Annotated in this window: 27 protein-coding genes and 1 pseudogene; 7 read left to right on the top strand and 21 right to left on the bottom strand. The window is 61.0% G+C overall.

All coding sequences use genetic code 11. The features are described 5' to 3' along the window. Window positions 1–12 precede the first annotated feature (12 nt). Together wrbA and FAZ21_RS13565 are read left to right on the top strand one after the other, a co-directional pair. Entirely contained in the window at window positions 13–612 is a 600-nt protein-coding gene (gene wrbA / locus FAZ21_RS13570; RefSeq protein ID WP_136773978.1) for an NAD(P)H:quinone oxidoreductase, read from the top strand. Continuing rightward, a complete protein-coding gene (locus FAZ21_RS13565) occupies window positions 609–986 on the top strand; it encodes a DUF2069 domain-containing protein (RefSeq protein WP_136773977.1) in 378 nt (125 codons plus the stop codon). The genes wrbA and FAZ21_RS13565 overlap by 4 nt, the downstream gene beginning before the upstream one ends. A 201-nt stretch (window positions 987–1,187) precedes the next feature. Here the strand turns inward: FAZ21_RS13565 and FAZ21_RS13560 are convergent, their stop codons facing one another. The 6 genes and pseudogenes from FAZ21_RS13560 to ilvB form a co-directional block, all read right to left on the bottom strand. Next, window positions 1,188–2,984: a 2-isopropylmalate synthase gene (locus tag FAZ21_RS13560; RefSeq protein ID WP_136773976.1), complete on the bottom strand. Its 1,797-nt coding sequence runs from the start codon at window positions 2,982–2,984 to the stop codon at window positions 1,188–1,190. A 111-nt stretch (window positions 2,985–3,095) separates the two neighbouring features. Then, window positions 3,096–3,863, bottom strand: a complete 768-nt coding sequence (gene pssA / locus FAZ21_RS13555) for a CDP-diacylglycerol--serine O-phosphatidyltransferase (RefSeq protein ID WP_211243463.1) — start codon at window positions 3,861–3,863, stop codon at window positions 3,096–3,098. Next, window positions 3,839–4,563: pseudogene (locus tag FAZ21_RS13550) on the bottom strand (phosphatidylserine decarboxylase). The gene pssA and the pseudogene FAZ21_RS13550 overlap by 25 nt, the downstream one beginning before the upstream one ends. 167 nt (window positions 4,564–4,730) lie before the next feature. Beyond that, on the bottom strand, window positions 4,731–5,747 hold the full coding sequence (gene ilvC, locus FAZ21_RS13545; RefSeq protein ID WP_136773973.1) for a ketol-acid reductoisomerase: 1,017 nt from the start codon (window positions 5,745–5,747) through the stop codon (window positions 4,731–4,733). 84 nt (window positions 5,748–5,831) lie between these two features. Further along, entirely contained in the window at window positions 5,832–6,323 is a 492-nt protein-coding gene (gene ilvN / locus FAZ21_RS13540; RefSeq protein WP_136773972.1) for an acetolactate synthase small subunit, read from the bottom strand. A gap of 13 nt (window positions 6,324–6,336) precedes the next feature. Beyond that, window positions 6,337–8,106 (bottom strand): biosynthetic-type acetolactate synthase large subunit, encoded by a 1,770-nt coding sequence (gene ilvB / locus FAZ21_RS13535; protein ID WP_136773971.1) that lies wholly within the window; start codon window positions 8,104–8,106, stop codon window positions 6,337–6,339. A 497-nt stretch (window positions 8,107–8,603) separates the two neighbouring features. Between ilvB and FAZ21_RS13530 the strand changes: the two genes are divergently transcribed. The 4 genes from FAZ21_RS13530 to FAZ21_RS13515 are packed head-to-tail and all read left to right on the top strand — an operon-like array spanning window position 8,604 to window position 10,544. Then, the gene (locus FAZ21_RS13530; protein WP_136773970.1) at window positions 8,604–9,176 is read left to right on the top strand and encodes an RNA polymerase sigma factor; all 573 of its coding nucleotides are present in this window, start codon (window positions 8,604–8,606) and stop codon (window positions 9,174–9,176) included. 29 nt (window positions 9,177–9,205) lie between these two features. After that, the gene (locus FAZ21_RS13525; RefSeq protein WP_169307393.1) at window positions 9,206–9,553 is read left to right on the top strand and encodes a DUF3619 family protein; all 348 of its coding nucleotides are present in this window, start codon (window positions 9,206–9,208) and stop codon (window positions 9,551–9,553) included. Next, entirely contained in the window at window positions 9,532–9,951 is a 420-nt protein-coding gene (locus tag FAZ21_RS13520; protein ID WP_136773968.1) for a DUF3106 domain-containing protein, read from the top strand. Before FAZ21_RS13525 ends, FAZ21_RS13520 begins: the two co-directional genes overlap by 22 nt. Window positions 9,952–9,953: 2 nt before the next feature. Then, entirely contained in the window at window positions 9,954–10,544 is a 591-nt protein-coding gene (locus FAZ21_RS13515) for an RDD family protein (RefSeq protein WP_136773967.1), read from the top strand. Here the strand turns inward: FAZ21_RS13515 and lnt are convergent. The 11 genes from lnt to FAZ21_RS13460 form a co-directional block, all read right to left on the bottom strand. Beyond that, window positions 10,470–11,948 (bottom strand): apolipoprotein N-acyltransferase, encoded by a 1,479-nt coding sequence (gene lnt, locus FAZ21_RS13510; protein ID WP_211243462.1) that lies wholly within the window; start codon window positions 11,946–11,948, stop codon window positions 10,470–10,472. The genes FAZ21_RS13515 and lnt overlap by 75 nt on opposite strands. 11 nt (window positions 11,949–11,959) lie before the next feature. After that, window positions 11,960–12,814 carry a CorC family transporter gene (locus FAZ21_RS13505; protein WP_136773966.1) on the bottom strand — a complete coding sequence of 285 codons (855 nt, stop codon included), beginning with the start codon at window positions 12,812–12,814 and terminating at the stop codon, window positions 11,960–11,962. Window positions 12,815–12,819: 5 nt separating this feature from the next. Further along, the gene (gene ybeY, locus FAZ21_RS13500) at window positions 12,820–13,296 is read right to left on the bottom strand and encodes an rRNA maturation RNase YbeY (protein WP_136773965.1); all 477 of its coding nucleotides are present in this window, start codon (window positions 13,294–13,296) and stop codon (window positions 12,820–12,822) included. Between the two features lie 4 nt (window positions 13,297–13,300). Further along, the gene (locus tag FAZ21_RS13495; protein ID WP_136773964.1) at window positions 13,301–14,314 is read right to left on the bottom strand and encodes a PhoH family protein; all 1,014 of its coding nucleotides are present in this window, start codon (window positions 14,312–14,314) and stop codon (window positions 13,301–13,303) included. 18 nt (window positions 14,315–14,332) lie between these two features. Further along, entirely contained in the window at window positions 14,333–14,755 is a 423-nt protein-coding gene (locus tag FAZ21_RS13490; RefSeq protein WP_136773963.1) for an EamA family transporter, read from the bottom strand. 6 nt (window positions 14,756–14,761) lie between these two features. Then, window positions 14,762–15,409 carry a UPF0149 family protein gene (locus tag FAZ21_RS13485; RefSeq protein ID WP_136773962.1) on the bottom strand — a complete coding sequence of 216 codons (648 nt, stop codon included), beginning with the start codon at window positions 15,407–15,409 and terminating at the stop codon, window positions 14,762–14,764. A 23-nt stretch (window positions 15,410–15,432) separates the two neighbouring features. Further along, on the bottom strand, window positions 15,433–16,785 hold the full coding sequence (miaB, locus tag FAZ21_RS13480; protein ID WP_136773961.1) for a tRNA (N6-isopentenyl adenosine(37)-C2)-methylthiotransferase MiaB: 1,353 nt from the start codon (window positions 16,783–16,785) through the stop codon (window positions 15,433–15,435). 20 nt (window positions 16,786–16,805) lie between these two features. Beyond that, window positions 16,806–17,138, bottom strand: a complete 333-nt coding sequence (locus FAZ21_RS13475) for a hypothetical protein (protein WP_136773960.1) — start codon at window positions 17,136–17,138, stop codon at window positions 16,806–16,808. 156 nt (window positions 17,139–17,294) lie between these two features. Further along, window positions 17,295–17,561, bottom strand: coding sequence for a GlsB/YeaQ/YmgE family stress response membrane protein (locus FAZ21_RS13470; protein WP_136773959.1), 267 nt, complete (start codon window positions 17,559–17,561; stop codon window positions 17,295–17,297). A gap of 132 nt (window positions 17,562–17,693) precedes the next feature. Next, window positions 17,694–18,380: an isochorismatase family protein gene (locus tag FAZ21_RS13465; protein ID WP_136773958.1), complete on the bottom strand. Its 687-nt coding sequence runs from the start codon at window positions 18,378–18,380 to the stop codon at window positions 17,694–17,696. A gap of 79 nt (window positions 18,381–18,459) precedes the next feature. Beyond that, window positions 18,460–19,326, bottom strand: coding sequence for a pirin family protein (locus FAZ21_RS13460; protein WP_136773957.1), 867 nt, complete (start codon window positions 19,324–19,326; stop codon window positions 18,460–18,462). A gap of 118 nt (window positions 19,327–19,444) precedes the next feature. Here FAZ21_RS13460 and FAZ21_RS13455 point away from each other — a divergent pair, with 118 nt between their 5' ends. After that, on the top strand, window positions 19,445–20,350 hold the full coding sequence (locus FAZ21_RS13455) for a LysR family transcriptional regulator (protein WP_136773956.1): 906 nt from the start codon (window positions 19,445–19,447) through the stop codon (window positions 20,348–20,350). Window positions 20,351–20,449: 99 nt separating this feature from the next. Here the strand turns inward: FAZ21_RS13455 and FAZ21_RS13450 are convergent, their stop codons facing one another. From FAZ21_RS13450 to FAZ21_RS13430, 4 genes are all read right to left on the bottom strand, one after another. Then, the gene (locus FAZ21_RS13450) at window positions 20,450–21,148 is read right to left on the bottom strand and encodes a glutathione S-transferase family protein (protein ID WP_136773955.1); all 699 of its coding nucleotides are present in this window, start codon (window positions 21,146–21,148) and stop codon (window positions 20,450–20,452) included. Window positions 21,149–22,358: 1,210 nt separating this feature from the next. After that, window positions 22,359–23,189: a hypothetical protein gene (locus FAZ21_RS13440; protein WP_136773954.1), complete on the bottom strand. Its 831-nt coding sequence runs from the start codon at window positions 23,187–23,189 to the stop codon at window positions 22,359–22,361. A gap of 35 nt (window positions 23,190–23,224) precedes the next feature. Further along, window positions 23,225–24,103, bottom strand: a complete 879-nt coding sequence (locus FAZ21_RS13435) for a DUF2971 domain-containing protein (protein ID WP_136773953.1) — start codon at window positions 24,101–24,103, stop codon at window positions 23,225–23,227. Further along, on the bottom strand, window positions 24,103–24,855 hold the full coding sequence (locus FAZ21_RS13430) for a DUF8608 domain-containing protein (RefSeq protein WP_136773952.1): 753 nt from the start codon (window positions 24,853–24,855) through the stop codon (window positions 24,103–24,105). The genes FAZ21_RS13435 and FAZ21_RS13430 overlap by 1 nt, the downstream gene beginning before the upstream one ends. Window positions 24,856–24,895 lie beyond the last annotated feature (40 nt).

Raw genomic sequence — 24,895 nt, 5'->3', positions numbered from 1 at the left:
TCGGTAAATGCCATGGCTGACATACTCATTCTCTACTACAGCACCCACGGCGCCACGCGCCAACTGGCCCAGGCGATCGCGCGCGGCGTCGAATCCGTCCCCGGCTGCATCGCACGGTTGCGCACCGTGCCGCGCGTATCCACGGTCTGCGAGGCCACCGAGCCGGGCGTACCCGACAGTGGCGCGCCCTATGTGGAACTGGCTGATCTCCAGCAATGTGCCGGTCTTGCACTTGGCAGCCCCACCCGTTTCGGCAATATGGCGGCGCCGATGAAGTATTTCTGGGACAGCACCGTCAACGACTGGTTACAGGGGTCATTGGCCGGCAAGCCGGCCTCGGTGTTCACCAGCACCGGCAGCATGCATGGCGGCAATGAAACCACGCTGCTGACCATGATGGTGCCGCTGTTGCATCACGGCATGGTGATCGTGGGCACGCCCTTTACCGAAACCGCGCTGACCACTACGCAGGCTGGCGGTACGCCCTATGGCCCGTCGCATGTTGCGGGACCGGAATCGCGCCTGCCGGTCACGGAAGTGGAAAAGCAGTTGGCCATTGCCCAGGGACGCCGCCTGGCGAGCATCGCGCTCCGGCTGGAGGGTATGCAATGAACGCCGTCCTGCTGGAAACCTGGCGCGGCCGTGTGCAATGGGGCGCCATCCTGGGATTGATCGCCCTGATTGCGCTGTGCATGGCATGGGAGTTGTGGTGGGCACCGCTGCGGTCTGGCGGCTCGGTGTTGATGCTGAAGGCACTGCCACTGTTGTTGCCATTGCCGGGCCTGCTGAAAGGTCGCCGCTATACCTATCAGTGGTGCAGCATGTTCATCCTGCTGTGGTTCATCGAAGGCGTGATGCGTGGCTGGTCCGACACCGGCGTCTCCCGGATGCTGGCCTGGGCCGAAGTGGCGCTGTCGATCTGGATCTACGTGATGGTCGTGCTCTACGCACGCTGGACCCGCCCTTCGCTGAGCGCGGCGGCCTGACGTTCTGGCAGGCAAGAAAGGAACACCGGTCATCCTGATCGCCGCGCGCGGGTAGCGCGCTTTGCTGGCATGGTCGTGGCGCGGGTGGCGCCATCCCGGGGTCGGTCATGGTGGTGACCGGCCCGCCCGGTGTGATATCCCACTCGCGCGAGTGGCGCGGGTATTGGATGCCCCCGCGCTGGCGGCGGGGGAGACAGACGATCAGATCGCTTCGCCGACCTGCGGATTCATGCGGAAGGTCTTGCTGGTCAGTTTGTTGACCGCCGAGATATAGGCCTTGGCGCTGGCGACCAGAATGTCGGTGTCCGCACCCTGGCCATTGACCACGCGCCCTGCCTTGGACAGCCGCACCGTCACCTCGCCCTGGCTGTCGGTGCCTTCGGTGATCGCGTTGACCGAGTACAGCAGCAGCTCGGCACCGCTGTTGACCACCGATTCGATGGCCTTGAACGTGGCATCCACCGGGCCATCGCCGTCGGCCTCGGCGCGCTTCTCCGCGCCTTCCTCGGCCATCACCAATGTGGCGTTCGGTACTTCGCCGGTTTCCGACACCACCTTCAACGAGGTCAATCGATAGGTTTCCTGTTCGCCTGAAACGAGCTCGTCCGAAACCAGTGCGTGAAGGTCTTCGTCGAAGATCTCGCGCTTGCGGTCGGCCAGCTCCTTGAAGCGGGCGAATGCGGCATTGAGGGATTCCTCGCTGTCGAGCACGATGCCGAGCGACGTCAACTTGGTCTTGAACGCGTTGCGCCCGGACAATTTGCCCAGGGTAAGGCGGTTGGCGGTCCAGCCTACCGACTCGGCGCTCATGATTTCGTAGGTTTCGCGATGCTTGAGCACGCCGTCCTGGTGGATGCCCGACTCGTGGGCGAATGCATTGGCACCGACAATGGCCTTGTTCGGTTGCACCGGATAGCCGGTGATGGTCGAGACCAGCTTGGATGCGGGCACGATCTGCGTGCTTTCGACGCGGGTCTCCACGCCGAAGATGTCGTGACGGGTTTTCACCGCCATCACGATCTCTTCCATCGCGGCATTGCCGGCGCGCTCGCCCAGGCCATTGATCGTACATTCCACCTGACGCGCCCCGCCGAGCACGGCGGCGAGCGAATTGGCGACCGCCATGCCCAGATCGTTGTGGCAATGCGCGGACCAGATCACGCGATCGCCACCGGGCGTACGGGCGATCAGCTCGCGGAAGAACGCTTCGGTGCGCTGCGGCACCGCGTAGCCGACGGTATCGGGCACATTGATGGTGGTGGCGCCGGCCTTGATCACCTCGCCAAAGATATGGGCGAGGAAATCGATCTCGGAGCGCAGCGCGTCTTCGGCGGAGAACTCGATGTCGGCTGTGTACTCACCGGCGATCTTCACCGCGCGCACGGCGGCCTCCACGACCTCCTCCGGCGACATGCGCAGCTTCTTCTCCATGTGGATCGGGCTGGTCGCGATGAAAGTATGGATACGGCCGCGTGCGGCCGGCTTGATCGCTTCGCCAGCCGCGCGCACGTCGCGCTCGTTGGCGCGGGCCAGCGAACAGACGGTCGACTCGCGCACCGCCTCGGCCACGGCGCGGATCGCGTCGGCGTCGCCGGGGCTGGCAGCGGCGAAGCCGGCCTCGATGATGTCCACGCCCAGCTTTTCCAGCTGGCGAGCGATGCGGATCTTCTCTTCACGGGTCATCGAGGCGCCGGGCGACTGCTCGCCATCGCGCAAGGTGGTATCAAAGATGTAAAGGCGGTCGCCCATGGCGTTCACTCCGGGTGTGATGGGCGCGCTGGCGCCGATACGGTATGCGTGGATATTGAAGTGCCGGCCGCGCGCGGCGGCCAGTTGCGCAAGCTTGTCGATCTGGGAGAGAGGCAGGCTGCCGCGTTCACGCCACTTGTAGATGGCGGCCCGGCTGACGGGATCTTGGGGAAATGCCTGATTCAGCGCTTCCGTCAGCGGCCCGGGGCCGCCGAAGTCGGCGATCAGTTTGTCGATGTCGAATTGCACGAGCCTCTCCTGGCACAGACTAGTGCTCAGGATAGGCCCGTTTCGGACATAACGTCAACAGATTTGGCGTCGAATGGCCGTGATTACTCGCGACAATCAGAAAATCTAAGACTAAATGTCCGATTTGACGACTTTCTTCTGCCGATTCGTCCATTGCCACGCCCAGTAGACGTAACCCGACGCGGCATAGCCGATGAAGAAGCAGAACAGCACCAACGCCGGGCGCGAGGCGCCGATCAGCAGTACCAGCGTAGCCACCAGCAAGGCCACGAAGGGCACCGTCTTGCGGGCGTGGAACTCCTTGAAGCTCCAGAATTTTACGTTGGACACCATCGTCAGCCCGGCGAACAGCGTGAAGAACAGCGCGATCTCGGGCAGGGCGCCGGCGATCAGCGACAGATCGTCCGCGTGTTCAATGCTGATCCAGACCAGGCCGGCCACCAGCGCGGCGGCGGAAGGCGAGGGCAGGCCCTGGAAGAAGCGCTTGTCCACCACCTCGATATTGGTATTGAAGCGCGCCAGCCGGAGCGCGGCGCCCGCACAGTAGATGAAGGCGACCATCCAGCCCAGCTTGCCGAAATCCTTGAGCGCCCATTCATAGGCGATCAAGGCGGGGGCGACGCCGAACGACACCATGTCCGACAGGCTGTCGAACTCCGCGCCGAAGGGCGACTGGGTATGCGTCAACCGCGCCACGCGTCCATCCAGGCCATCCAGGATCATCGCGACGAAGATTGCCACCGCCGAGTGCTCGAAGTGGCCGTTCATGGCCTGCACGATGGCGTAGAAACCGGCGAACAGCGCGCCGAGCGTGAACAGGTTGGGCAGCAGGTAGATGCTTTGCCGCTTCAGATTCAACGGTCGCTTGATCGGGTGCATGGGCGCTCTCGGATAAGGGGCGGTGGGTCCGGATGCCGGTTCGGCATCCGGCAGGTCAGGCGAGTTCCGCCAGGATGGTTTCGGTGGCGCTGACCTTGTCGCCGATGGCGACCTTGGCACGAGCGCTCAGCGGCAGGTACACGTCCACCCGCGAGCCAAAACGGATGAAACCATAGCGCTGGCCGCGCGACAGGTTGTCGCCCACCTTGGTGTAGCAAAGGATGCGTCGTGCCACGAGGCCGGCGATCTGTACGAAGGTGACTTCGGTGCCGTCGGCCAGGCGGGCCAGCACGGCGTTGCGCTCGTTTTCCAGCGATGCCTTGGCCAGTGCGGCGTTGAGGAACGAGCCCGCGTTGTACTCCACGCGCTGCACCACGCCATCGACCGGGCTGCGGTTGGAATGGACATTGAACACGTTCATGAAAACGCTGATTTTCAGTGCTTCGACCTGGCGATATGGGTCCATCGCTTGCTCGACCACCACCACGCGGCCATCGGCCGGGGAGAGGATCGCCTTGGCGTCCTGCGGGATCACGCGTGCCGGATCGCGGAAGAACTGCAACACGAACAGTGCGATGATCCAGAACGGCACCGACCACCAGCCGGCAAAATGAGTGACGAGCACGGCGACGACGATGCTGCCGGCGAGGAAAGGCCAGCCTTCGCGGGCGATGATCGGATGGGGATAGGGCTTGTTCAAGGTCGTCTCTGAGGCTGGGTTGAACCGAAAATTGTAACCGACGCCACCCGCGGTGTCTTTCGCCGCCATGCGGGCAAAAAGTGACTTGGCAGTCTGGTGCGGCTGGCTGGTCGTGGCTGAAATGAAAACGGCCAGCACAGGCTGGCCGTTTGCCGGAACGGTGAAGCTTAGTTCTTGGATTGGTCGACCAGCTTGTTCTTGGCAATCCACGGCATCATCGCGCGCAGTTGCGCACCGACCTGTTCGATCGGGTGCGCGGCGGTCAGGCGGCGGCGAGCGGTCATGGCCGGGTAGTTGGTCTTGCCTTCCAGGATGAACATCTTGGCGTATTCACCGGTCTGGATGCGATGCAGGGCTTTCTTCATCGCTTCCTTGGTGGCGGCGGTCACGACTTCCGGGCCGGTCACGTATTCACCGTATTCGGCGTTGTTCGAGATCGAGTAGTTCATGTTGGCGATGCCGCCTTCGTACATCAGGTCGACGATCAGTTTCAGTTCATGCAGGCACTCGAAGTAGGCCATTTCCGGCGCGTAGCCGGCTTCGGTCAGGGTTTCGAAGCCAGCCTTTACCAGTTCCACCGCGCCGCCACACAGCACGGCCTGTTCGCCGAACAGATCGGTCTCGGTTTCTTCGCGGAAGTTGGTTTCGATCACGCCGCCCTTGGTGCCGCCATTGGCCGCGGCGTACGACAGCGCGATATCGCGGGCGCGGCCCGACTTGTCCTGGTACACGGCGATCAGGCTGGGAACGCCGCCGCCCTTGTTGTATTCGGAGCGCACGGTGTGGCCGGGGCCCTTGGGGGCGACCATGATCACGTCCACGTCTTCACGCGGCACGATCTGGTTGTAGTGGATGTTGAAACCGTGGGCGAACGCCAGGGCGGAGCCGGCCTTCAGGTTCGGTGCGATGTCGCGGTAGTAGACGTCCGGCTGCGACTCGTCCGGCAGCAGGATCATCACGACGTCGGCGCCCTTCACTGCCTCGGCGACTTCCTTCACTGGCAGGCCGGCCGCTTCGGCCTTGGACCACGAAGCGCCATTCTTGCGCAGGCCGATGGTCACGTTCACGCCAGAATCCTTCAGGTTCAGCGCGTGAGCGTGGCCTTGCGAGCCGTAGCCGACGATGGTCACTTGCTTGCCCTTGATCAGGCTGATGTCGGCGTCTTTATCGTAGAAAACTTTCATTTGAGAACTACTCCTGTGAGGTGTGAGGCGTGAGGGAGAGGCGGGCACGGGCTTGCGCCGCGCACCCTGCCCCTGGCACCTCACTCAGATTTTCAGAACACGTTCGCCACGTGCGATGCCGGACGCGCCGGTTCGCACGGTTTCGAGGATGGAGGTGGCGTCGATGGCCTTGATGAACGCATCCAGCTTGTCGCCGGGGCCGGTCAGCTCGACGGTGTATGTCTTTTCGGTCACGTCGATGATGCGACCGCGGAAGATGTCCGCCATCCGCTTCATTTCGTCGCGATCCTTGCCGGTGGCGCGCACCTTGATCAGCATCAGCTCGCGCTCGATGTGATCGGCTTCGTTCAGGTCGATCACCTTGACCACTTCGATCAGCTTGTTGAGCTGCTTGGTGATCTGTTCGATCACATCGTCCGAGCCGTGCGTGACAATGGTCATGCGCGACAGGGTCGGGTCTTCGGTGGTTTGAACCGTCAGCGAGTCAATGTTGTAACCGCGTGCCGAGAACAGCCCGGTCACGCGGGACAGCGCGCCCGCCTCGTTCTCGATCAGCACGGAGAGAATATGTCGCATGGTCGTTCCCTCCTCAGCAAAGGTTGCCGTAGTCGCGGTTGTTTTCGAACGGCACCTGTTGCAGGCCGTGCATGTGCGGCGGCAGGTCCATCTGGTTCAGGCCCTTGCCGTTCTGCACCATCGGGAACACGTTCTCCGACGGATCGGTACGGAAGTCCATGAACACCAGCCGATCCTTCAGCGCCGGGCTGAAGGCCTCGCGCAGCACCGGCTCGACGTCGGCCGGATTCTCGATCTTGAAACCGATATGGCCATAGGCTTCGGCGATCTTCACGAAATCGGGCAGGGCATCCATGTAGCTATGGGAATAGCGTGTGCCGTAGAAGAACTCCTGCCACTGGCGAACCATGCCCAGGTAGCGGTTGTTCAGGCTCAGCACCTTCACCGGCGTGTTGTACTGCTTGCAGGTGGACAGCTCCTGGATGTTCATCTGGATGGAGCCTTCGCCGGTGATGCAGGCGACCACGGCATCCGGATTGGCCAGTTGTGCGCCCATGGCGGCCGGCAGGCCGAAGCCCATCGTGCCCAGGCCGCCGGAGTTGATCCACTGCTTGGGCCGGCGGAACTTGTAATACTGCGCCGCCCACATCTGGTGCTGGCCCACGTCGGAGGTGACGATGGCCTCGCCGTTGGTGATCTCCCACAGCTTCTGCACCACGGATTGCGGCTTGATCAGCTCGTCCGAGGGGGTGTACAGCAGACTGTTCGGCTTGCGCCACTCATTGATCTGTTTCCACCAGTTGGCCAGGGAATCCGGGTTCGGCCGCAGGTTGCCTTCCTTCAGTGCCGCGATCAGGTCGGTGAGCACATGCTTCACGTCGCCGACGATGGGCACGTCCACCTTCACGCGCTTGGCGATCGAGCTGGGATCGACATCGATATGGACGATGCGCTTCGGATTGGACAGGAACTGGCTCGGCACCGAGATCACGCGATCGTCGAAGCGCGCGCCCACTGCGATCAGCACGTCGCAGTACTGCATCGCCAGGTTGGCTTCGTAAGTACCGTGCATGCCGAGCATGCCGAGGAAGTTCGGGTCGGTGCCATCCAGTGCGCCCAGGCCCATCAGCGTATTGGTGCAAGGCACGCCCAGCAGCTTGACCAGCTCGGTCACCTGCGCGCCCGCGCCGCCCTGGACAGCGCCACCGCCCACGTAGATATACGGGCGCTTGGCTTCGGCCAGCAGTTGCGCGGCCTTCTTGATCTGGCCGGGATGACCCTTGGTGGGCGGGTTGTAACTACGGATGGTCAGCGATTCGGGATATTCGAATGCGCATTTGTTGATCGTGACGTCCTTGGGCACATCGATCACCACCGGGCCGGGGCGGCCGGTCTTGGCGATGTGGAAGGCCTTCTTGAAGGTGGCCGCCAGGTCGCGCACATCCTTGACCAGGAAGTTGTGCTTCACGATGGGGCGCGAACACCCGACCATGTCCACTTCCTGGAAGGCATCCAGACCGATGGCGCTGGTGCCCACCTGGCCCGAGATCACCACCATCGGAATCGAATCCATGTAGGCGGTGGCGATGCCGGTCAGCGCGTTGGTTGCGCCGGGGCCGCTGGTGACCAGCGCTACGCCGATCTTGTCGCTGGAACGCGAATAGGCGTCGGCGGCATGGACCGCGGCCTGCTCATGACGTACCAGTACGTGTTTGAATTGTTCTTGACGGAAGATAGCGTCGTAGATTTCGAGCACGGCGCCGCCAGGATAGCCGAAGACGAATTCAACGCCTTCTTCCTGCAGACAGCGCGTGAGGATCTCGGCACCGGAGATAAGCTCCATGAGAGTCACCCTTTGCCGGGTTGAAGCCGCGGGACGCGGCGACCGGCGATCAACGTTTAAAGAAAAAACAGTGCTCGAGTCTCCAGAGCATTGCGACCTCTTCGACCTGCCTGAGCCTGACACATCGGGCGGATCGGAAACGGGCGTGTTTCCGGTCCGGATCGTAACGCGGTAACGCAACGATCCATTTGATGCGGGGCATTGGCAGTGCCGCGAAGCCTGTCCTTACCGGGCGGGCCGCCTTGACTCGGGCTTTTGGCCTGAATTGGGACGACTGCGGTGTGTTGCGCGGGCGGTGCCATTCGGTGCCGGGCCCATGGATAACGATAGGCACGGCTTCACGTCTGGATTGGACGTGAACGGCAAAAGGTAGCGGATTGCCAGGCACTTGGCAAGAACAACCATCTCAGGCATACGCGCGAAGTCACTGGCGCTGGCTGGGCGCGCTTGTTAGCATCGCCCCCTACTTGGACATCCGAACCCAGCGAATCCAGCCGATGCAATCCCGGCAGAACGCCCTTTCCACTTTCCTTGCCGAGGCCGAGCGCCGCGCTTTCCGGCACGCGTTGTACGCCGTGCGCGACGAGGAAGCCGCGCTCGACATCGTGCAGGACGCGATGATGCGACTGGCCGAACGGTATGCGGACCGGCCGGAAGCCGAATGGCCGCTGCTGTTCCAGCGCATTCTGCAAAACGCCATTCGCGACCATTTCCGGCGCAGCAAAGTACGCAACTGGTGGGTGACGCTGTTTTCGACATTTCGCCGCGATGGCGAGGACGACACCGACGATCCGCTGGACTGGTTGCCCGAACAGCCGGCATCGCCCAGCCCGGAGCAGGATCGCGAACAGGCGCAGACCATGGCCTTGATCGAAGCCGGCGTGGCGCGTTTGCCGGCACGTCAACGCGAGGCGTTCCTGCTGCGTTACTGGGAAGAGTTCGATGTGGCGGAGACCGCCGAGATCATGGGTTGCTCCCAGGGCAGCGTGAAAACCCATTGCTCGCGCGCGACGCAGGCGCTCGCCGAATGGATGCGGCAGCACGGTGTAGACTGGCAAGGTGGCAAATGAAGCACGGGGGTGCGGCGATGGATGAGCATATGGAACAACGTCTGGGCAGCCTGACCAAGGCGGCGCTGGATGCGCGCGCCGTATCGCCTCAGGTTGCCGCGCGCCTGGCGCAGGCCCGGCAGCGCGCGGTGGCGCGTGCCGGCGAGCGTGCCCGCTTCAACCCGTTGCGCTGGCTGGGCGAACGATTCGGCGCGCATCCGGCGGCCTGGGGTGCCGGCCTGGCCTTCGGGCTGGCGGTCCTGGTCGGCGGAACCTGGCAATGGCAGCACGCAAGTGCCGTCGATCCCATGCTGGACCTTCAATTGCTGGCGGATGAAGTGCCGCTCGATATCTACGTGAGCAACGATTTCGATAAATGGACTACCGCTACCAACTGATCGCCGCGCTATGCGCGGGAGCCCTGCTTGCGCTGCCGGCTGCCGCCGCGGAGTGGCAGTCGCTGACGCCGCAGCAGCGCAGCGTGCTCAAGCCACTGGCCGGCCAGTGGAACAATCTTCCCCCCGATGATCAGGAGCGCTTCGCCCGCATGGCGGATCGCTATCCGCAATTGCCGGCCGACAAGCAGGAGCGCGTTCGGGAGCGGATCGGTCGCTGGGCCGATCTTTCGCCCGAGGACCGCGGTCGCGCGCGCGAAAACTATCGGCGTCTGCGCGAACTGCCTCCGGAGCAGCGCCGCGCCGTGATCGAACGGATTCATCGCGAGCGCGGCGACGGTCCGAACGGTCGCCACGGTGACGGGGATCACGACAGCGGCCATCCACCCAAAAGGAAATAGGCATGGCATTGCCCACATCGACCGCCGCCGGATGGTGGCGGCGTTTTTTTGCCCTGTGGTACGAGGGCCTGCTGGTGGTGCCAGTGGTGTTGCTGGCCGGCGTGGTCGCCGTCGCGGTGCAGGCCGTGATCCAGGGGCTGATGGGTCAGGCACTGACCGGCATGATCGACAGGCCGGTGGCGCACGCCATCAATTTCGTCTGGGTGCTCGCGGTGCTGTTCTTCTATTTCGGCTGGTGCTGGCGCCATGGCGGGCAGACGCTGGCGATGAAGACCTGGCGTATCCGGCTGGTGGATGGCTATGGTGGCGTACCGTCGTGGCGGGCATTGCTGCTGCGTTTCGTGCTGGCGGCCTTGTGCTACGGCCCGTTGATCCCGCTATGGGCGATCGCCCGGGTCAATCCGCACTGGATACCCTGGGCGTGGCTGGCCCTGGCGTGGTTCGTGGCGCCTTTCGTGTGGGCGTGGTTCGACCGCGACGGCCAGTTGCTCTACGACCGCTTCGCCGGCACGCGCCAGTTATACGCGCCGAGCGTACGCCAGGCTGAGCGCGAAGCCGACGACCAAAGCCAGCAGGAACACCCAGTCGCCTAGGCGGGCATAGGGCGTCATGCCGGTGAAATTGCGGGCCCTGCCTTCCAGCAGGGCCTTTTTCATCGGGGCCAGGCTGGCGACCAGCCGGCCTTTTTCGTCGATGATCGCGGTCATGCCGGTATTGGTGGCGCGCAGCATGTAGCGCCCGGTTTCCAGTGCCCGCGCCTGGCTCATCTGCGCGTGTTGTGCGGCGGCCCACGAACCGTCGAACCATGCCAGGTTCGATATGTTCACCAGCATCGTTGCCTCGGGCAGCGCACGGATGATCTCGCGGCCGAACACGTCTTCATAGCAGATGTTGGCGGCCAGCCGGGTGCTACCCAGCGTGAAGGGCGCCTGCTTGGGGGCGCCGCGGCTGAAGCCCGATAGCGGCATGTTCAGGAAGTTGTACATCCAGCCGAACAAGGCCGGTACCGGCACGAATTCGCCGAACGGCACCAGGTGGTGCTTGCTGTAGACCGCCTGCTTTGGCTCGGTGATTGCCATGACCGAGTTGTAATACTCATCGAGCCCCTTGCCCATGATCGGCACACCCGATACCAGATGGCGCTGGCCCACCGCCGCGCGCAGTTCGTCCAGGTACCAGTCGGGAATATCGCTGAGGAAGGCCGGAATCGCCGTTTCCGGCAGCACGACGATCTCGCCCTTGGCGGCCCGGGTCAGCCACAGGTAGGTGCGCAGGTTGTCGACGAAATGGGCCTGATCCCATTTCATGTCCTGAGGGATGTTGCCTTGTGCCAGGCTCACGCTGACCGGCTTGCCCAGCGGCGTGGTCCACGCCACCTGCTGCACGCCCAGCCCCAGCAGCCAGATCGCGGCGACGGCGGCCCAGCGGCGTGGCTCGCGTGGTGAGCCGGTCAGCAGCCCGATGCACAGCGCCAGCAGCAGGCCCACGCCCCAGGCGCCGATCAGCGGCGCGTAACCGGCGAGCGGGGTATAGGGCAATTGCGACGTACCGCTTACCGCCCAGGGAAAGCCGGTGAACAGCCAGCCGCGCAGGTACTCGGTGGCGACAAAAGCCAGCGGAATCACCAGCGTCGGGCGCCACGCGCCGCGCGCCGGCCAGCGTTGCCCCAGCCAGCCAGCCAGCGCGGGAAACAGCGCCAGGTACAGCGCGAACAACAGTGTGCAGCCAGCCGCCATCCAGGCGGGCATGCCACCGTAGTCGTGCATGCTGATGAATACCCAGTGCACATTTGCCAGGAAATAGCCCAGCCCCCAGCTCAGGCCGCGCACCGCGGCGGCGCGTGGCGAAGTGGCACGCGCGATGGCCATGAACAGCGCGGCCAGCGACAGCCACATCATCGGCGCCCAGTACCACGGCGCGAAGGAAAACACGCTGGCCGCCCCGCAGGCGGCCAGACCAAGGTGCATTGGCGCGGCGCGCCAGGAGAGGAACGACAAGGTGGCTCCGATCAGTGCTTCAGGTCGGTTTGGATGAGGGTGGGTTGCAGGCGCACCGTCACGGCGTGGACGCAGCGGCTGTCGGCCCGGATGATGCGGAAATGGCAGCGCCCGATGTTGACCACTTCGCCCCGGCGCGGCACATGGCCCAGTTCATGGGTGATCAGGCCGGACACGGTGCGGAATTCGTCGCAAGGCAGATCGATCTCGAGGATGTCGTTCAGGTCGGAAATCTCGGTGGTGCCTTTCACCCGCCACAGGCCATTGCGTGCTGGCGTGATGTGTTCCTCGGCCTTGTCGTGCTCGTCGGCGATGTCGCCCACGATCTGCTCGATCACGTCTTCCAGCGTGACCAGCCCCGATACCCCGCCGTGTTCGTCGACCACGATCGCCAGGTGATTGTGCGTATCGCGGAACTCGGCGAGCAGGATGTTCAGGCGCTTGGTCTCTGGGGTGAAGACCGGGGGGCGCAGCAGGTCGCGCAGTTCGACCGACTGCCGGTTGACGTAGTAGCGCAGCAGATCCTTGGCCAGCAGGATGCCGAGCACGTTGTCCTTGTTGCCGTCGATCACCGGAAAACGCGAATGCCCGGTCTCGATCGCATGGGGGATGAACTGCTCGGGCGGTGTCGCGATATCGATCACGCTGAGCTGGCTGCGCGGAACCATCACGTCGCGGACCTGCATGTCGCCGACGTTGAGCGCGCCTTCGATCATGGCCAGCGCGTCGGCATCCAGCAGATGACGCTCGAACGCGCTGTGCAGGATATCGACCAGTTCGCCGCGGTTTTCCGGCTCCCGCAGCAGGAAATGGGTCAAACGTTCCAGCCAGTTGGTGCGCGGGCTGGCGGACGGACTGTCATCCATCGGGTTCAGCGCTCTTCGTCGTTTTGGTACGGGTCATCATAACCCAGCCCTGTAACGATCTGTGTCTCCAGCGCTTCCATTGCCTCGGCTTCGGCATCTTCCAGATGGTCGTGGCCCTGGAGGTGCAGCATGCCGTGGACCAGCAGATGGCAGTAATGCGCGAGCAATGGCTTGCCCTGTGCTTCGGCCTCGCTGGCGACCACTGGCGCGCACAGCACCAGATCGCCCATCAGCGGCAGGCCCGGGATCTCGGGCATGTCGTCGTCGAAGGTGAAAGTCAGCACGTTGGTGGCGTAATCCTTGCCGCGATAGTCGCGGTTCAACGCCTGACCTTCTTCCGCATCGACGATGCGCACTGTCACTTCGGCCTGCTTGACCCGAGGTTGCAGCGCGGCTTCGGCCCAGCCCTTGAACTGTGCCTTGGTGGGCAGTCCGGCCGCCCGGGATTCGAGCTGCAACGCCAGCTTCAGTTTCTTGCTCATCGGTTCAGTGCCCGCCTTCCGCACGCTTTTGCGCTTCACGCTCGACGCGTTTGCGCTCGGTTTCCACATCGCGCTCGCGCGCCTTGCGGTCGTAGGCATCGACGATCTTCTGCACCAGCGGATGGCGCACCACGTCGGCGCTGGTGAAGTAATGCAAGGCGATGCCGCGCACATCCGCCAGCACCTCCTGCGCGTCGATCAGGCCGGACTTCTGGTTCTTCGGCAGGTCGATCTGCGTCGGGTCGCCGGTGATCACCGCCTTGGAGCCGAAACCGATCCGGGTCAGGAACATCTTCATCTGCTCGGGCGAGCTGTTCTGTGCCTCGTCCAGGATCACGAACGAGTGGTTGAGCGTGCGGCCGCGCATGAAGGCCAGCGGCGCGATCTCGATGATTCCTTTTTCGAACAGGCGCGTGACCTTGTCGAAGCCCATCAGGTCGTACAGCGCGTCGTACAACGGCCGCAGGTACGGGTCCACCTTCTGGATCAGGTCACCCGGCAGGAAGCCCAGTTTCTCGCCGGCTTCGACCGCGGGGCGCACCAGCACCAGCCGCTTCACCGTATCGCGTTCCAGCGCATCGACGGCACAGGCGACGGCCAGGTAGGTCTTGCCGGTGCCGGCCGGGCCGATGCCGAAGGTGATGTCGTGCGCCATCACGGCCTTGATGTATTGCGTCTGGCGCGGGGTACGGCCGCGCAGGTCGGCGCGCTTGGTGCGCAGCACCGGCGAGTCGGGATCGACCGGCTCGTCCTCGGGCCCGCGCGTCAGCTCGATCACCCCCAGTTGGATATCGTCGATATCCAGCGGATCGTACGATTCGTTGTAGAAGTACTCCAGCGCGTCCAGCGTGAGCTGGATCTGGCGCGGGCTGCCGGACACGCGGAAATGGGCGTCGCGGCGGGCGATGTTCACATCCAGCGCGGTTTCGATCTGGCGGATGTTTTCGTCGAGCGGGCCGCACAGGTTGGCCAGCCGGGTGTTGTCGGCGGGGAGAAAGGAAATGGTGTCGTTATGCAAAACGTAGCCTTGTGAAGTCTATTTGAGCGTAAGAACCAGAAAGCCGGCGACGATCAGCCCGCCGCCCACCAGCACGCGCCAGGTGAGCGGCTCGCCCAGCAGCCAGATCGCCAGCAATACCGTGATCAGGACACTGCTCTTGTCCAGCAGCGCCACGCCGGATACCGGCCCCAGCTTGACCGCGCGGTAATAGCACAGCCAGGACAACATGGTTGCCGCGCCGGAAAAGGCAAGAAAGCCCCAGTCGCGCGGGCTGAGGCGCGACGCTTCCTGGTAGTACCGTCCCACGGCCACGTGCGCAACCACCAGCAGGAAAATGACCGCCGTGCGGATGGCCAGCGCCAGATCGCCGCTGATCTGGCTCATGCCAGCCTTGGCGGTTACCCCGACCACACCGGCGAAGCCGGCGGAAAGCAGGGCATAGAGTACCCAGCTTTCCATTGGGTTTCAGTGCCTGCGGCCAGGCCGCGCGGGGCGCGCGGCGGGGGCGGACTGGGTGGCGCGGGCGCGCCAGTAGTCACGGATGGCGGGCACCAGTTCCGGCAATGCGGCGGCCAGTTGGTGCTCGAACTGGGCGAGGTTCTCGCCTTCGGCCTCCAGGTCGGCGCGCGATTCCTCGTCGGCGCAGTCCAGGATCGGGCCGATCAGCTCGATGCCGTCGTCGTCTTCCAGCAGTGGCTGCCAGCTATCGGGGTCGAGCGAGGTGCCGAGCATGAAGCCGTAGCACCATTGCTGCGCGATATCGGTGCCGCTGTCCTCGTCCACGTAGACCATGGGCGTGTAGGTGGGCGGCTCCGCACCGAGTTCGTCGGCCAACTGGTTGTACAGGCGCAGCACCAGGTCTTCGATGTGCGTCTGCTGCTGGGCGGATTCGAAGCGCGGGCGCTCGCTGCCGTCGCCCCATACCTGCGGCAGCCAGGCCTCGGGCGAGGGTTCTTCGGGGGCGATCAGCAGGGCGGTCAGAAAACCGTGCAGCATGGAAAGATCCATGCATTCGTCCGGCGTGGCATCCGATTCGAGAAACGCCGCCAGTTCGTCCAGCTCGGCTTCGCTCAGCGGCGCCACGGTGTTGGGGGAGTAGCCTTTATTAGCCATGAGGATCCTTTGGATGGCGGTTTTCAGGCCGCGACGGTTTCGCGGGTGACGATCCGGCCACGCAGGCTGTGCGGCAGCGCTTCGGTGATCAACACTTCGGCGAACTGGTTGATCAACCGGGCCGGACCTTCGAAATTGACGATGCGGTTGTTATCGGTGCGGCCGGCCAGCTCCTGCGCGTTCTTGCGCGCATGGCCTTCGACCAGTACCCGCTGCACGGTGCCGACCATGTCGCGGTTCACCTGTTGTGCCAGTTCCTCGATGCGCGCTTGCAGGCGCATCAGGCGGCGGGTCTTCAGGTCCTGCGGCACGTCGTCCGGCAGATCGGCGGCCGGGGTGCCGGGCCGCATGCTGTAGATGAAGCTGAAGCTGGCATCGAAGCGCAAGTCGTCGATCAGCTTCATGGTGCGCTCGAAATCGTCCTCGGTTTCGCCGGGAAAGCCCACGATGAAGTCCGACGACAGGCAGATATCCGGCCGTGCCTCGCGCAGCTTGCGCACCAGGCTCTTGTATTCCAGCGTGGTGTAGCCGCGCTTCATCGCCACCAGCACGCGATCCGACCCGGCCTGCACCGGCAGGTGCAGGTGCGACACCAGCTTGGGCAGCGTGCGATAGCAGTCGATCAGGCGCTGCGTCACTTCCTTAGGGTGGCTGGTGGTATAGCGGATGCGCTCGATGCCGGGAATCTCGTGCACGTATTCCAGCAGCATCGCAAAGTCGGCGATGTCCTGCTCGTCGCCGTCCAGCATCCTGCCGCGATAGGCGTTCACGTTCTGTCCCAGCAGCGTCACTTCCTTCACGCCCTGTTGCGCCAGATCGGCCACTTCGGCCAGCACGTCCTCGAACGGCCGGCTTACTTCCTGGCCACGGGTGTAGGGCACGATGCAGAAGCTACAGAACTTGGAACAGCCTTCCATGATCGAGACAAAGGCGGACGCGCCTTCGACCCGTGCCGGCGGCAGATGGTCGAATTTCTCGATCTCGGGGAACGAAATATCCACCTGCGCGGTACCGGTTTCGCGCTTTCTGGCGATCAGGTCGGGCAGGCGGTGCAGCGTTTGCGGACCGAACACTACATCCACATACGGCGCGCGCTTCACGATCTCGGCGCCTTCCTGGCTGGCGACGCATCCCCCCACGCCGATGACGAGCCCGGGGTTCTTCAGCTTCAGCTCGCGTACGCGGCCCAGGTCGGAAAACACCTTTTCCTGCGCCTTTTCGCGCACCGAACAGGTGTTGAACAGGATGACGTCGGCGTCTTCGGGATTGTCGGTCTTGGTCAGGCCTTCGGTGGCGTTCAGCAGGTCCACCATCTTGTCCGAGTCATACTCGTTCATCTGGCAGCCGAAGGTCTTGATGAATACTTTCTTGCTCATGAGGTGTTTCGGAATTCTGTTCAGTTCGTTGGGGTAGGCGTCGGGGTGGGGCGCGGGGTCGGCGTGGGCTTGGCGCGGGATTTCAGCAACTCATACTCGGCCGCATCGAGTACCCAGATGCGCCAGATGAAACCGGTACTGGATTCGAGCTGATACCAGACCTGCACCTTCAGCGGCACGGCCCCCGGCATCACCAGCGTGTTCTGGGTGCTGTAGATGCGCAGGCCCGGCGCGGCCGTGTATTGCTTGTTGTCGATCTTCACCGCGGCGGGGCTGTAGGCCTTCAGTTCGCCAAGCTGGCCTTGCGGCGGCAGCAGACGTTGCGCATATGCGGTCGCGCTGGCGACAAGCATTAGCGAAAACAAGCACTTATGCATGGTGGTCCGCCCGAGTTTCAAACGCGCAATGGTAACAACGCGCGGCCGGCTTTGAAAGCGCCACGGGCGGACAGCATGACGCCAGGCGTCGCGCGCCGACGGCATTGCCTTCCATCGGCCGTCGTCGACGGCCTATTTGAAGATACCCAGCAGCTTCAGGATGAAGATCAGCACCACCGCGCCCAGCACGCCAAAGGTCAGCCCCGCCAGCGAAAAGCCACCGGCCGCGCCCGCCGAGCCGATGCCCAGCACGGTGCCGAACAGCCAGCTACCCAGCGCCGAGCCCACGATCCCCACCAGGATGTTGGCGATGGCGCCTTGTTGCGAATCGGTGCCCATGATCTTGCTGGCGAGCCAGCCGATCAGCGCGCCGACCAGAATCGCAATGATCCAGCCCATGATGGTTTCTCCGTGTCGTTGGCGATAAACGCAGGCTAGACCTTGATTCCGGCGATACCAAGCCGGGCGGGTGGATGGCGGCGGCACGGCAAAAGGGCGCCGCGTGGGCGCCCTTTCATGAAGCGGACTGACTCAGCGGGCCGAATCCAGCGTTTCGTGGTTGATCGCCACTTCCTGGGCCTTGGCATAGCTTTCGATCAGCAACTGGTATGGCGGGAACACGGCGCTATAGGCTTCGGCCCATTGCAGCGCGTCCTCGCGGTTCCAGGTCTTCTGCACCTCGGAGCAGACGCCGGCTGTGTCGATCGGTACCACGCCCGCCTGGACCACGCGTGCCAGCGTGATTTCCTGCGCCATCTTCGAATAGGTGCCCGAAGCATCGATCACCGCGAACACCTTGTAGCCATCGTATACCGCGCTGATGCTGGGAAATGCCATGCACACGCTGGTGATGGTGCCGGCAACGATCAGGGTATTGCGTCCGGTGGCTTTCACCGCCGCGACGAAATCCGGGTTGTCCCAGGCATTGATCTCGCCCTTGCGCGCCACGTATTGCGCATGCGACGCGTAGCGATGCACTTCCGGGATCAGCGGGCCGTTCGGGCCTTGCGGCACCGAGGCGGTGGTGATGACCGGAATCCGGGCCAGTGTCGCCACCTTGGCCAGCGTGGTGACGTTGGCGCGCAGTTCCGTCATTGGCATGTCCTTCACCGTCTGGAACAGGCCGCTCTGGTGGTCGATCAGCAACATGACCGCGTCGTCGGGGTCGATCACCGGTCTGGCGCCGTTGAAGTTGGCGATGGTGTTGGGAAGGTTCATGGTGATGCTCCTTGTAATGAGTCCCGGGTGGGGACAGGTGGGGCCGGCGCGCCCGCCGGGTGGGGCGGGCGCCGCCGGTTCAGTGGTCCATCCGGCCGAAGCGGCCGCTGTTGAAGTCATCGATGGCCTGGGCGATCTGCGCCTCATCGTTCATCACGAAAGGGCCGTAGCCGACGATGGGCTCGTCGATCGGCTCGCCACTCAGCAGCAGCACGCTGGCGTCGCCGGCGGCCTCCAGGGTGAAAACGCGCTCGGCTGGATCGAACACCACCAGTTGTGCCTCGCGGGCGAGGGTGGCGCCGTTGATCTCGACCGTACCCTTGAGCACCACCAGCGAGGTGTTCCAGCCCGTGGGCACGGTCCACTCGCTGAGCGCGCCGCCGCGCAGTTGCAGGTCCCATACGTGCATTGGCGAAAAGGTGCGGGCCGGGCCGGCGTGGCCGGCGAATTCGCCGGCGATCACCCGCACCGCGCCGGCGTCGTCCAGCAGCGCGATACGCGGGATTTCGGCATCACGGATCGCCTGATAGCCCGGCTCGGTCATCTTGTCCCGCGCCGGCAGGTTGACCCAGAGCTGCACCATGTCGAGCGTGCCGCCGCGCCGGGCGAATGCCTCCGAATGAAATTCCTCGTGCAGGATGCCGCCGCCAGCGGTCATCCATTGCACATCGCCCGGGCCGATCACGCCGCCGCGTCCGGTGGAATCGCGGTGGGCCACTTCGCCCTGGTAGACGATGGTCACGGTTTCGAAGCCGCGATGCGGATGCTGGCCGACGCCGCGCAGATGTTCGGTCGGCGTGAATTCGGCCGGGCCGGCGCGATCCAGCAGCAGGAACGGACTGAGTTGCTTGCCGTGGCTTTGGTAGGAGAACAGCGAGCGCACCGGAAAGCCGTCGCCCACCCAGTGCCCACGCGGGGCGCTGTAAACACCGAGGACTTTTTTCATGGCGATCTCCTGATGTGGCGGCCGGGTTGGCCGCCGTTGAAGACAGCTTATGAGTGGAACGAAATCACGTGTAGTGAGTAAAATCGACCATCAGTGTTCCATTTTGTGAACGATGGTGATGCAGGACCTGAACGACCTTTACTACTACGTGCAGGTGGTGGAGCACGGCGGCTTCGCCCCGGCGGGGCGCGCGCTGGGCGAGCCGAAATCCAAACTCAGCCGGCGCATCGCCGCGCTGGAAGAACGGCTGGGGGTGCGGTTGATCCACCGTTCCACGCGGCATTTTTCGGTGACCGAGATCGGCCAGAGCTACTACGAGCACTGCAAGGCGATGCTGGTCGAGGCGGAGGCGGCGCAAACGCTGATCGACCGCAACCGGGCGCAGCCCAGCGGCGTGGTGCGCATGAGCTGCCCGGTGGCGCTGCTCCAGGCGCACGTCGGCCCGATGCTGGCGGACTTCATGGCGCTGCACCCCGGGGTGACGCTGCATCTCGATGCCACCAACCGTCGCGTGGACCCGATCGGCGAAGGCATCGATCTTGCCATCCGGGTGCGCCCGCCGCCGCTGGCCGACAGCGATCTGGTGCTGCGTGTCCTGGCCGACCGTGGCCAGTGCCTGGTGGCGAATCCGGCGCTGCTGGCCACTTGTGGCACGCCGCAGGCACCGGCCGACCTGAACGACTGGCCCAGCCTGGCACTGGGCAGCCCGCAGCAAACCCACGTCTGGCGACTGTTCGGGCCCGGTGGCGCGCAGGCGGAGGTGCATCATGTACCGCGGCTGGTGACCACCGATATGCTGGCGCTGCGTACCGCCGCTGTTGCCGGTGTCGGGGTGATCCAGCTACCGGAGATGATGGTGCGCGATCAACTGGCGCGTGGCGAACTGGTGAAGCTGCTGTCGGAGTGGGCACCGAAGCGGGAGATCATCCACGTTGTCTTCCCGTCGCGGCGCGGCCTGCTGCCCTCGGTGCGGGCGCTGGTCGATCATCTCGCGATGCGGTTCGAGGCGCTGAACGAGGACTGAGGCGACGCGGGCGGGGAACACGCGTCGCGACGGTGATTGTTCAGCACGCTGCGGTGGCGCTGGCCGGCATACGGAACCGCTGATCCGGCAACGCGCATTTCAGGCGGGAGCCGTACCGCCCCCGTTCAGCGGATCGAGGAACCGCGCGGGAATCCTGTCGTTGAGCGGAAAGTAACGGAACCAGGGCTGCGCTTCGCGCAGTACCCGTTGCATCGACGCCCGCGCCATCAGCCGCTCGAAATACTCATGGAGCACGCGATGCGTTGCGGGCGGCGGCTGCACGATGAAGGCATAGAACAAGGCCGGCGCCGCCGCGCAATCCGCCAGGGTGAAGGTTTCGCCCACGGCCCAGGTATCGCCACCCAGGCGCGATTCGATCAGTTCATACGCCTTCAACAGATCGTCGAGCGCCGCTTCGCTGGCAAGTGGATCGCGCGCTGCGTCCGGCCGCAGGCGCTGTGCGATGAAACGCTGCATCGGCGTCATTACATACTGGTCGAACAGCCGGTCCCACAACCGTACCTGCAACCGGGCCTCGGCCGCCTCCGGCAACAATCGGGGTGACTCCGGAAAATGCAGGTCCAGGTATTCGATCATGATCGAGGTTTCGGGCACCACGCGATCGCCATCCTGAAGCAACGGAATCTTCGCACTGGGCCACAGCCGGGCAAATGCGGCCCTGACGTCCGGATTGCCCAGATCGACCCGCCGCGCTTCGAACGGCAGGTCTTTCTCATACAGTGCGATCAGCGCTTTCCAGCAGTAAGACGACAGTGGGTGTTGGTGCAGCACGAGCATGGTGGGTACCTCGACGGGGTCCGGTCTGGAAACCCTATGCACGGAACAAGGCCGATGCAAAGAATCTTTGCCTGGCGGCCGGATATCGTCGGATCGGTGAGGCGGAAGGGCGGCGGCGCCGGAAAACAAAAAGCCCCGAAGCAGTGCTCCGGGGTTTTGAATTCCCAAGTTTCCCTGGGAAATCGTATGTATGACGGGAACCTGAAATCTCGCTGTAATCCGCTATTTTGTTAGGTTTGTCGGATTTGATAAACAAAATGTACCAACAAATGTACCAACAATTCGTTCGACGTGCCTTGTAGGTACCAACAACGAGGTGCAAGCAGCAGCGCGAAGGGATGCTCCCTTGCCTGCTTCCAAAGTGATCCGCGAGCATCGCTGGGCCGATGGTGAGGGCGTGGAAGAGGTCCATGCCTTGCTGCCCTGGCCGTGAGCACATCCGTGAGCCTGGAAGGGAAAGTGCATGTCCCCAGCCTTCCGCTTTCGAAGTAGGGGCCGAGGAAGCGCTGCAGGTGATCCACCAACTCACCGGGACGTTCGATCTGGTATTTGCCAGTGCTCATGATCCTAAAAAGCCAATTGCAAAACACGGTGGATGCGGTATTGCGTTGATTGAGATACGACACCAAAACCGAGATATGCGGCCACGGCTTTCGAACTATGGCATGCAGTGCATTAAATGACTCCGGGAATTTGAGTAAAGACGCGATTGAACGGCAAATGAGTCATCAGGAGCGAAATGGCGCTAGGGCAGCTTATATTCATAAAGTGGAATACATTTCTGAATGTAGAAAGATGATGCAATGGTTGGCAGCTTGCTAAAGCTATTTACAGAAATCCCGATATGTTGATTCGGCTGATTTGAAGTAATAGACAACGAATGGCGTACCTCCGGTATTTGAGGAGTACTTTAATACCGCTTTCTCTTGTGTCCTCGCGTAACCCTTCAGCCCCACAGTTTTGGGCGGTCCCGCTGGTCCCAGTGGTCCCAGCCGCATAAATGCTGGGTTTGCAAGCTGGTCCCGATGGGGCCAAAGTGGTCGGCATGGTCCCGAAAATATTCGTAGCCCCATGAAAAGTCGAGAGCCCAGTCCGTTCTCAGACCCTCAAAAATAAAAAGCATATGCTTGTAAGTCGAACGTCAAATCGGGGGGGGGGGATAATACCACTGCAGCTATTTTGCAGAGCATTTTCCTCGGGTTTGGGTTTTCTATGCCATTCCCCGCATACCTATCCAAGCTGGGCCAAGGTTCTGAAGTGAATCGCCCAAAACGTGTCCGAGATACGTAAATTTTGCTGCCGGCGAGCCAGGGTTTATTGGCCTACTTAAAGTGTATGGGAAGATTCCTGTTGGATCAATCGACCAAAGTTGAAGGCCGCCACCAATTTGAGGGAAGGATTTCTCGTTAATAAATCGTTCGATTACGTATCGCGGTGCATTTGTCATTGGAAACCCGGGGGCGGTAGGCCCTTGGCGGGCGATGCTAAGTGCATCTTCAAACTCATTTTTATTACTGCCAAGATAAACGTAATCACCATGTTTTAGATGTCGGTATGTATTTCTTTGTATTTCACTACCATCTAATTCAGTACGTATAGGCTTAAAATGGTAGATTTCCATTTTTTGGCTTATCGGGCAATAACCAAAAAGTGCAACTTCAAACGCTGTAGATGGGCCACGTATTTTGGCGTCGTCGTAGATGGTGCGTAAAAAATCTAATACGTACAGCGATATGTTTTCAAGAGATGGAGTGAAATCTTGAAGTGAATACAAATTGCTAAGAAGCGGAGTTAGGGATAGGTACGAATTTTGCCCAAGTAAAGTACTTCCTGCAAAAGCATATCCGTAAACATGATTTGAGCTTACTAAAGAAAAAACCCCATCCTTGTTAGGGATTCTACAAGTCACTTGCAATGGAAATATCTTTGATGCATCCCCGATGAGATGTGACGTTCCGTTGCTTATTAAGCTGTCTCCCGCAGCATAAAGAATGGAGCTATTATCTCTTAAGGTGCTTTGCCAAATTGCTATCGCTGTCAATTAGAGTGTCCTTATTCCTTGTGGCTGACATATTCCTATGATGGTGCCAATGTCGCGAATTCAAGCTCAAATTTCTGATCGTGAAGAAATGCTTGTTTAACTGATACGTGATTTAAACTTGAATCTGAGCGTATAACGTTTTTTATGCTTTGTATTGTATCGGCTGTTGCTCTGGCTCCGATAAGTACCTCCGCAATACATTCTGGTTGTATGGAAAATAAATGTATATCAAAATTTGGTTGAACAATTTTTTGTTCCGATTCGGATAAAGCTCTGAATATTCGCCATTCTTTTTCATAGCTCCAGTCTGAACTTTTGGTAAGAAGCATGTCTTCCGGCGATGTACTCTTTAGAGATTTGCTTGGCCTTTCCGAAGAATACAATACCTTTCGGAGATGACGAAACTCATCAGTCTCATTTTTCTTTTGATGGAAGTGAGGGTGTTCAGTATCTAGACCTACAACAAATCCCTTGTGATTTTGGGCGTAGTGAGCCCACATTAACAAACTATTTTTTGCTTCTGATAAACATAAAACACCAATTTTTCTACTAAATGTGTCGTATGCAATTCTTTTTAAATCTGGTGTTAGTTGATTCTCAATATTTGCTAAATGACTCTCAGTGATTTTCTTGTTAAGAATTTCAGTAAAATCTTTAAGGCTGATTTTTGCTTTTTGCTCGGGTGTTAATCGGAAATACTCGGATTGAATTATGGAGGGTAGTTCTAGATTTACAAATTCATGTCTTTCTGCTGTGGAGGATAGGGTTGTAATATTTGGATTGCATTCAAATGGATCGTTTAAATCGCCGGGTTGAGTATACCGGATCATTTTTTCTGAAAAAAATGATATACGTTCAATGCCGAAATATTTGTAAATTATCTTTGACGGGTTTGTGTCTTTATTTTCTATCATTATGTTGATCTTTTTGAATGTGAATTTCTAATTTTCTCTGCAAGCTTTTTTATTCTTTCTGAGCGGTTGCCTACTATTTCTTCGATGCAGTGCTCTAGTATTTCAAAAGCATCTAGAATGTCTGTTTTTTTGACGGTGTTTTCATGACTTCCTGTGTTTCCTAGCCACTTTAGTGCCATCAGGTGACTGCCGATGTTTGGTTCGCTTTTTGAGTAAATTTCTATTCTTTTGTGAAGGCTTAAATATTCTGTGCTTTCCCCTTTTACTTGAGATGATGGAATGTTTAAATAAGACATTATGGCTTCTAGTGTTGTTCTTATTCTCGCTGCGCATGAGGCACGATCATATAGAAATAACCCAAAGGACTCTTTGAGGGGTGCGCTAATTTCCTCTGGGCAATCCTCCGGTATTTTTATAATGTTTGGCATGGGCTGTATTATTCTGGGGGTGAAGTATTCGAAGTATTCCCAGTCTCCTTCCGCAGAGGTGTATTGAGGTTCGACACCACCGATGCCTGCAATAGCAAATTCTTGAGAGCAAAGGTCGTTGCTGCATTTTCCCCAAGCGATGAATGAAAGTTCTATCCATTCAATGTCGGAATAAGATTCCTTTTGTTGGTTTTTGGACTTGACGGTTTGTGCGTATTTCAAGCTGTTGGGTTCCATTGTGACGTGGCCACTTTGGCATTCCGGACAAATCCATGCAGGGCAGTGGTGAGTGCTTATATGCATTCTCCATATTGGCCTGTCCATGTGCGATTCCTGTGTGTTTTCATAGATAAAAATTTATTGT

Source organism: Chitiniphilus eburneus, from assembly GCF_005048205.1.
GTDB classification, from domain to species: domain Bacteria; phylum Pseudomonadota; class Gammaproteobacteria; order Burkholderiales; family Chitinibacteraceae; genus Chitiniphilus; species Chitiniphilus eburneus.
Note: the sequence above shows the minus strand (reverse complement) of the source record. Positions and strands in the feature narration are given on the sequence as shown.

Excerpts from the sequence above, each read along its gene's own strand:
- pssA (WP_211243463.1), bottom strand. The coding sequence starts at position 3,863 with ATGCACCCGATCAAGCGACCGTTGAATCTGAAGCGGCAAAGCATCTAC.
- ilvB (WP_136773971.1), bottom strand. The coding sequence starts at position 8,106 with ATGGAGCTTATCTCCGGTGCCGAGATCCTCACGCGCTGTCTGCAGGAA.
- FAZ21_RS13470 (WP_136773959.1), bottom strand. The coding sequence starts at position 17,561 with ATGGGCTGGATCATTGCGATTCTGGTCGGCGCGCTGATCGGCTGGCTC.
- wrbA (WP_136773978.1), top strand. The coding sequence starts at position 13 with ATGGCTGACATACTCATTCTCTACTACAGCACCCACGGCGCCACGCGC.
- FAZ21_RS13505 (WP_136773966.1), bottom strand. The coding sequence starts at position 12,814 with ATGGATGACAGTCCGTCCGCCAGCCCGCGCACCAACTGGCTGGAACGT.
- FAZ21_RS13565 (WP_136773977.1), top strand. The coding sequence starts at position 609 with ATGAACGCCGTCCTGCTGGAAACCTGGCGCGGCCGTGTGCAATGGGGC.
- FAZ21_RS13515 (WP_136773967.1), top strand. The coding sequence starts at position 9,954 with ATGGCATTGCCCACATCGACCGCCGCCGGATGGTGGCGGCGTTTTTTT.
- FAZ21_RS13525 (WP_169307393.1), top strand. The coding sequence starts at position 9,206 with ATGGAACAACGTCTGGGCAGCCTGACCAAGGCGGCGCTGGATGCGCGC.
- FAZ21_RS13475 (WP_136773960.1), bottom strand. The coding sequence starts at position 17,138 with ATGCTTGTCGCCAGCGCGACCGCATATGCGCAACGTCTGCTGCCGCCG.
- miaB (WP_136773961.1), bottom strand. The coding sequence starts at position 16,785 with ATGAGCAAGAAAGTATTCATCAAGACCTTCGGCTGCCAGATGAACGAG.
- FAZ21_RS13530 (WP_136773970.1), top strand. The coding sequence starts at position 8,604 with ATGCAATCCCGGCAGAACGCCCTTTCCACTTTCCTTGCCGAGGCCGAG.
- FAZ21_RS13520 (WP_136773968.1), top strand. The coding sequence starts at position 9,532 with ATGGACTACCGCTACCAACTGATCGCCGCGCTATGCGCGGGAGCCCTG.
- FAZ21_RS13435 (WP_136773953.1), bottom strand. The coding sequence starts at position 24,103 with ATGATAGAAAATAAAGACACAAACCCGTCAAAGATAATTTACAAATAT.
- FAZ21_RS13430 (WP_136773952.1), bottom strand. The coding sequence starts at position 24,855 with ATGGACAGGCCAATATGGAGAATGCATATAAGCACTCACCACTGCCCT.
- FAZ21_RS13485 (WP_136773962.1), bottom strand. The coding sequence starts at position 15,409 with ATGGCTAATAAAGGCTACTCCCCCAACACCGTGGCGCCGCTGAGCGAA.
- FAZ21_RS13455 (WP_136773956.1), top strand. The coding sequence starts at position 19,445 with ATGCAGGACCTGAACGACCTTTACTACTACGTGCAGGTGGTGGAGCAC.
- FAZ21_RS13490 (WP_136773963.1), bottom strand. The coding sequence starts at position 14,755 with ATGGAAAGCTGGGTACTCTATGCCCTGCTTTCCGCCGGCTTCGCCGGT.
- ilvC (WP_136773973.1), bottom strand. The coding sequence starts at position 5,747 with ATGAAAGTTTTCTACGATAAAGACGCCGACATCAGCCTGATCAAGGGC.
- ilvN (WP_136773972.1), bottom strand. The coding sequence starts at position 6,323 with ATGCGACATATTCTCTCCGTGCTGATCGAGAACGAGGCGGGCGCGCTG.
- FAZ21_RS13450 (WP_136773955.1), bottom strand. The coding sequence starts at position 21,148 with ATGCTCGTGCTGCACCAACACCCACTGTCGTCTTACTGCTGGAAAGCG.
- FAZ21_RS13465 (WP_136773958.1), bottom strand. The coding sequence starts at position 18,380 with ATGAACCTTCCCAACACCATCGCCAACTTCAACGGCGCCAGACCGGTG.
- FAZ21_RS13460 (WP_136773957.1), bottom strand. The coding sequence starts at position 19,326 with ATGAAAAAAGTCCTCGGTGTTTACAGCGCCCCGCGTGGGCACTGGGTG.
- ybeY (WP_136773965.1), bottom strand. The coding sequence starts at position 13,296 with ATGAGCAAGAAACTGAAGCTGGCGTTGCAGCTCGAATCCCGGGCGGCC.